Origin of the sequence: Microcoleus sp. C2D2 (assembly GCF_036702495.1) — a bacterium.
Lineage (GTDB): Bacteria > Cyanobacteriota > Cyanobacteriia > Cyanobacteriales > Microcoleaceae > Microcoleus.
This window is the reverse complement of the sequence record NZ_JAUBTO010000003.1, coordinates 88,934-95,476: the sequence shown is the minus strand read 5'-3', so window position 1 is coordinate 95,476 and position 6,543 is coordinate 88,934. Positions and strand designations below refer to the sequence as shown.

The 6,543-nt window shown below is 47.1% G+C and carries 8 protein-coding genes; all 8 read right to left on the bottom strand.

What is annotated here, in order from left to right:
* Positions 1-542: 542 nt before the first annotated feature.
* Complete coding sequence (locus QUB61_RS02065) at positions 543-722, bottom strand: hypothetical protein (RefSeq protein ID WP_333122724.1); 180 nt, start codon at positions 720-722, stop codon at positions 543-545.
* Between the two features lie 14 nt (positions 723-736).
* A complete protein-coding gene (locus QUB61_RS02060) occupies positions 737-874 on the bottom strand; it encodes a hypothetical protein (RefSeq protein ID WP_333122722.1) in 138 nt (45 codons plus the stop codon).
* Between the two features lie 541 nt (positions 875-1,415).
* On the bottom strand, positions 1,416-1,535 hold the full coding sequence (locus QUB61_RS39715; protein WP_445300160.1) for a hypothetical protein: 120 nt from the start codon (positions 1,533-1,535) through the stop codon (positions 1,416-1,418).
* A gap of 246 nt (positions 1,536-1,781) precedes the next feature.
* Positions 1,782-2,243, bottom strand: a complete 462-nt coding sequence (locus tag QUB61_RS02050) for an SH3 domain-containing protein (RefSeq protein WP_333122717.1) — start codon at positions 2,241-2,243, stop codon at positions 1,782-1,784.
* A 182-nt stretch (positions 2,244-2,425) separates the two neighbouring features.
* Positions 2,426-3,934 carry an AAA family ATPase gene (locus tag QUB61_RS02045; RefSeq protein WP_333122714.1) on the bottom strand — a complete coding sequence of 503 codons (1,509 nt, stop codon included), beginning with the start codon at positions 3,932-3,934 and terminating at the stop codon, positions 2,426-2,428.
* A 212-nt stretch (positions 3,935-4,146) separates the two neighbouring features.
* On the bottom strand, positions 4,147-4,659 hold the full coding sequence (locus QUB61_RS02040) for a YceD family protein (RefSeq protein WP_333122711.1): 513 nt from the start codon (positions 4,657-4,659) through the stop codon (positions 4,147-4,149).
* 114 nt (positions 4,660-4,773) lie between these two features.
* A complete protein-coding gene (locus QUB61_RS02035) occupies positions 4,774-5,247 on the bottom strand; it encodes a R3H domain-containing nucleic acid-binding protein (protein WP_333122708.1) in 474 nt (157 codons plus the stop codon).
* An 11-nt stretch (positions 5,248-5,258) separates the two neighbouring features.
* Entirely contained in the window at positions 5,259-6,407 is a 1,149-nt protein-coding gene (gene yidC / locus QUB61_RS02030) for a membrane protein insertase YidC (protein WP_333122705.1), read from the bottom strand.
* Between the last annotated feature and the right edge of the window lie 136 nt (positions 6,408-6,543).

Here is a 6,543-nt window from a genome sequence, read left to right as displayed (position 1 = left end):
AAACTGAAAGCAAATTTGACGAACTTATCAAGTGTTAACAGAGTATTGATTAGGGTGGTTTTGTCCGCAGGAGAATTGGGGTTTTGCGAAGATAAAGGCATATGCCCTCCTGTAGTGGTGAGAGACTGATTTAGCGAGTGAGCTCAAGCTTACCATCTCGTTGAAACCAAGCGGGTAAATTTATGTAAAGTTGCTCATTTTACCCGGTGATCTGGTCGTGCGGTTTGGTAATCCGCGATCGCATCATCAAAGCGATTTTGCCTAACCAAAGCATTAGCTAACTGCCAACAGCTTACAGCATCCTCTGGCTTAATTGTCAAGGTCTGATGGTAGAGTTTTATGTGGTCGGGGTGGGATGCGATGCGAGAGCGATAGTAGCTGATTATCCCCTCTACTCCCTGAGTTTGTTGGAGATAAGATTTGAGTTGTGTTAATTACTCGGACCCGTTTCAATTAGCACATCATTCGCCCTGAGTTACATTGTCCGCGAGTCAATCTCTATCTTATATACTTGAGTTCTATTTGAAAAAGGAGCAGACTTCTCAGTGGAGCGGGCGATTCCCTACGGGATAGCTTCGCTTCACGCGCTTTTTTGCCACTGGGCGACGTGCGGTTTTTTGACGCGAGCGGGTTGTTTGCTGATATGCTTGTTGCAGTTCCTCCACCGTACTCACCGTTCTGGCGTTGTAACTTACTGTCAACTGAGTCACCTCTTTCGGCACAGTTTCCTGAAGTTTTAGGAGATGCGATCGCCAAGAGTGTGGGGTTTGTTAATGATTCCTAAAAATAGATGCAGTAAATACGGGACATTCTCGCGAGTTGGGTCGAACGCAGCGATCGCCCCCATCAGGAAATTTCTCGATCGAACTTTCATAGAAATAATACTGTTCGATTACACGCTCCCTCAAGGGTAAACGGAGCGATAGCAATCCTTGCAGGAGTCGTAAATTTTTTACCCCACCCCAACCCTCCCCGAACCCGCTCGCTCGGGAGTAAGAAATTCACAAATGATTTAGGATTGCTATATCAGGTTTTGGGCACAGAGCGCATTCGCTATCGCATTCACTAGCCCCTCACGCCGTCCTGACTTGAGTGCATAGAAGCGCTGGCCTATTTGATTCCAACCATAATCGTACCGATCTGGGTCGATCGATCCGCTGACTCATCTAGGTAAACAATCAGATCGGGGTCTACACTGGACAAATTAGCTATAAACGCCTTGCGTTTAACTTCATCCCGTTCTTGGAATGCCGTAAGTTTTTTTTTCGAGTGAAGCCAATCTTTTTCAAGGCCCGTGAGATGGTGCGAGCGCTAATTTCCCCGTCCCAAAGTGAGGCTATCTCCACCGCTCGTTTTATTCCCATGAGTCAAGGCGTTCTCGCGGAATTTTTCCCCCTGCGGTCATTTTATGACCGTTACCCGGAGGTTGATTGGGTAACGCGAATTGCGTTCCCAGTTTTGGCTTGCCTCGAAAACCATATACTGATGGTGTTGCGACTAATTTTGAACAGAAGACTTGCTTCACTAATGTTCAAGCCATCAAGTTCTATGGCTTCGATCGCCTTCTGACGAAGGTCGTAACTGTAGGGTTTGGGTACGTTCGCGATCGCACAGCAGTATGAGGGACTACTTCCAGTTTATGCTATTACCGCCGGGCGCGGTTGCTATATATAGCTATTGGAAACAAGAGACAGGAAAAAACCCGGCGTTGGTGAAGAATTTTCACACTGCAATTGCTTGGCTGCTTTCACAATGAGAGGAGTAGATTTTTTGTCTAAGTCCTATTCGCCCTCAACTTTTTCAGTATTGCCGCCTTTGACCCAACCTTCGCGATTGCCATCCTCAACCCGAATTCGCTGCCACTCTTTATCCGGCGACTCTTCCAAAACCACGACTTTTTCCTTGTAACCAACACCACCAATGCGGTTCGAGTCTCGGCTACCAGTATCCCGGAGAATTAAGCCGATCGGCTGAGTCACCAGAGCTCGGTAAGCTCCCGGTTCCAGCGGTTTCGGAGAAGGGGCATCGCTAGATGTAGAAACAGGGCTAGCCTGGGCTGTTGACTTCGGCGCTGCGCCTGCAATCTGAACAGGTGTTTTGTCGTTGGGAAAAACAGGTCTTTCGGGCACAGTCGTTAGCTTAGCGGCAAAGTAAAGTGCAGCCGCCACGCTAGCACCTGCCATCAGGACGATCGCTAGCAGAAAACCCACTAAAAATTTGAAAACGCTATATAGACTGTTCATAAAACCGCAAAAGAAGGAAGAAGGAAGAAGGAAGAAGGAAGAAGGAAGAAGGAAGAAGGAAGAAGGAAGAAGGGAGAGGGAAGAAAGTTGACTATTGAGTGTTGACTGGTGAATGTTGAGTAAAATCTGGTAACTGCCAACTGACAACTGGCTACTAACTACTGACTACTGACTTCAAAAGCTTAACCTTGAATCCGGCGGCTCAAACTGCCGTATCTAGAAGCAAGGCGAGCTTTCCCCGCAGCGGCCCAATCTTGGAGAAACTGAATTTGTTCTTGAGCCGTTCTGGCTAAGGGCACCATCTGACTAGCTGATTCTAAAATATCATCTGTGGTAAAGTCTCGATTTTGGCTAAACCCAATGTGCATTGCTTCAATCAAAGTTTGCTCGATTTCGGCTCCTGAAAAATCGGGAGTTTCGTAAGCCAAGCGCTCTACATCGTAATTTTTGATGCTGTGCGATCGCAACCGCAACAAATGTACCTCAAAAATCGCCCGCCGTTCCTCCTGGCTGGGCAAACCGACAAAAAATATTTCGTCAAACCTGCCTTTTCTGAGCATTTCTGGGGGCAAAGACTGGATGTTGTTGGCGGTTGCGACTACAAACACCGGCGAAGTTTTTTCGGCCAACCAAGTAATAAAAGTCCCGAACACCCGGCTGGTTGTCCCGGAATCCCCTTTACCGTCCAATCCCCCAAAAGCTTTGTCAATCTCGTCAATCCACAGCACGCAGGGGGCCAAAGCTTCGGCTAGCTGAATCATTTGCCTGGTGCGGGATTCCGATTCTCCGACTAATCCGGCAAACAAGCGCCCGACATCCAACCGCAGCAAAGGCAAATGCCAGTGGTGGGCGATCGCCTTTGCTGTTAATGATTTTCCGGTTCCTTGAATTCCGACTAACAACAAACCTCTGGGATGCGGCAAACCGTATTGGCGGGCTCGTTCGGTAAAAGCACCGCCGCGCCGCAGCAGCCATTCTTTGAGATTGTCCAAACCGCCGATATCGGAAATATTTTCGCGGGCTGGGTAAAAATCCAGAATTTGAGTTTGGCGAATTGTTTGGCGCTTTTCTTCTAAAATCAGTTCCGCGTCGTCGGGATGGAGTTCGCCTCTGGTGGCGATCGCCTTTGCCAAAACTCGGCGGATTCGTTCGATCGACAGCCCTTGACAGGAGCGGACTGTTTCGTCCAGCAAACGCCCTTCAATGGCTTGTCCGGTAGCCCCTAACAGCCTTTCTACCTCAATTTTGATTTCCCCCGCCGCAGGCAGGGGAAATTCCAAAACTGTCATCACTTCGCTGAGGTCTTCCGGGATCGAAATTAGAGGAGATACGATGACAATATTTTTGGGTACAGATTTGAGGAGTCTCGCCAAATTCCGCAGCTTGCGGGAAATTGAGACATCTTCCAAAAACCGCTGAAAGTCGCGCAGAATAAAAATTGCCGGCGCGGAGGCGGGCAATTTTTCGAGAAATTCCAAAGCTTGCAGCGGGTTGCGCTTGCCAAAACCAGCATCGTTGGGATTCCCTTGGTAGCCATCAACAAAATCCCAGATGTAGACGGCGCGAGAACCTTGTTTTTTGGCACTTTGGGCGATCGCCACTTCTACGCGCTCTTCTTCCCGTGTGGGAATGTAAATTAGGGGGTAGCGCGATCGCAGCAGCAGTTCAAACTCGTCGCTAAAAATAGTCATTAGTTATTGGTCATTGGTTATTAGTCCTTAGTCATTAGTCCTTAGTTATTAGTTATTGGTTATTAGATGTTAGCCGATGTGATTTTTTTTCATTCTTTATTCCACAGTTATTAGTTCTTAGCTACTGACGGCTGACTGCTGACTGCTCACTAATGACTAATGACTAATGACTAAGGACTAATGACTAATGACTATTGACTTCTGACTATTGACTAAGGCAATTGCCGTTTAAGTGCTGCCAGAGAAGCCCAGCGACTGTCCGATGCAGTTTCTGACCTTTCTATCTCTTCTGCATCATTTAAACTTATTCCCGGACATTGAGCATCGCATAGCTGTTTGTGGGGCAGTTCCAAACACATGTGCTCGTACACCCAATCGCCCGGAGAGAAATAGCCGCCAGGCGACAAATTTTCCACCAAATCTTCTAAAGCCACTTCTATTTCTGCTGAACTTGAATCTGTCTGATTTGCTGTTTCTTCGAGCCAGATTAGTTCAGATGAGTTGAGTGCCAAACGGTGATTGTATTGTTTCAAGCATCTGTGGCAGGTGAGAGTAACAATTGTTTCTGCTTTCGCCTTCACCTCAAGATAATTCCCTTGGTGAGTCACTTGTAGTCGCCCCCGCACCGGAGTAAGAGTTTCTAAATCGGGGATAAATTCGTCAAAATCAATGACCTCTTTCCGCTCAGTTTTTGTGAGGAGATGAGGGATATAAATTGTCTCCATAATAATCTCTCGCCGTTTTATTATGTTTGTCTCAACGCAAAAGTCAAAAGTCAAAAGTCAAAAGGAATAGCTAATTTTTCGCTTTTTCCTTTTTCCTTTTTTCTCTTGTTATTGTCAGCGCAGGCGAACTACCAAACGCCGATCGGGTTCTTGTCCTTGACTGTAAGTTTCTATGTCCTCACATTCGCTCAAAAAGCTGTGGACTTGACGGCGTTCTGCCGAAGACAGCGATTTTAGTTCAAATTCAACTCCCGTGGAGCGCGCTTGATCTGCTGCGTACTCTGCCATCGATCGCAATTCCGCTTGGCGGCGGATGCGATAGCCATTGAGTTCAACTGTATAAGGAAGTGACTCCTCTATTTCCTGACCTATATTCTGAACCGTGTTGCAGAGGTACTGAATGGCATCTATTACATTACCCTCAGGCCCGAGTAAAATTGCAACTTGTTCGGCAGTCAGATTGCTTTCATCTATTGTCATCCAATAACAATCTTTTTGTTGTTCGCATACCACTTTTGACGGAAGGGCGGACAGTTGTAATAATTCTTCTAACCATTGCTGTCCGCGCTGCATTTGAGAGTCTTTCATTGTTGTTAAAATCAAGCCTTTTTCTTGGCACGCTTGGGCTCAAAGGGCATGGCATCTAATCCCTGGTCTTTTTTGGTTTTCGCCTCTGCTTCGTCTACTATTTTTTGGAGGTTTTCGGGCAGCGGTTCTCGCGACAAAATAAACGCCTGAACTGTCTGGAAGATGTTAGCAATCAGCATATACATCAACACGCCAGCAGGCAGTGGGAAGAACAAAAACATCCCCGAAAATATGACTGGCGTCAGTTTGTTAACTGTAGCCTGTTGGGGGTTGTCGTTTGGTCCTTGTGCTTGTCCCGAAAGAGTTTGGTTGATATACAAACTGATGCCGAAGCCCAGGATCATCACCAAAATATCCCAGTGGATTGTACCGTCTGAGTCGATCGCGCCAACGCGGCCTAGAGCTTCTATAAACAGGAAGCCTTTGTTAGTAGCCAATCCGGGGACTGTGCCTTGAACTGTGGCTTCACCGGGCGCTAATGCCGTGATGTTGCCCTGTTCATCTACTTTGACGATTTCTTCGCCTTTGATGACTTTCCAGCGGGGTTCAAAGTCGATTTCGCTCTTATTTTCTGCGGCTAAGGCTTTGAGAGGTTTGCCCTCTGGGGTTTGAAAATCAATCTTGGTTGTGTCGCCGACTGCGAGTTTGTCGCCGCCTGGGATTACGCCCACAAGTGGAGCATGAATAGTACCTGTGACGTAAATATTTTGGGGCGGTGTAGCAAAAGCTTGCGGTTGAACATTTTCGATTTGTTCTTTCGGCAAAACTTGAACGTTGACGCTGTAATTTATGTCAGAAAACGGCGAACCCCGTAGCGTTGCAAACAGTGCAAACAGCACTGGCATTTGCAGCAGCAAGGGGAAGCATCCTGCTAGAGGATTGCCAAATTCTTTGTATACTTTGCTCATTTCCTCCTGCTGTTTTGCAGGATTTTCTTTATAGAGTTTTTGAATTTGATCTACTCGCTCTTTCATCAACGGCTGCGCTACTTTCATGCGCCGCATATTGCGAAGAGAGCCTGCGTTGAGAGGATAAAGAGCAAAGCGAATCACGAGCGTTAGTGCTACGATCGCTAAACCGTAGCTTGGCACGATCCCGTAGAAAAAATCTAGGATCGGCAGCATTAGGTTGTTGGAGAGAAACGAGATACCAAAATCCATTCGCTTTGAGTTAATTTAGCTGCTCTATGTTTGCTGTTGAGAACTATTTTTACCCGCTGAAGGCGAGCCGCCTCAATTGTCTGGGTTTTGTCTCTATCTTAGGACATTACCCGTCGATCGACCGCCCGCTAGCGGT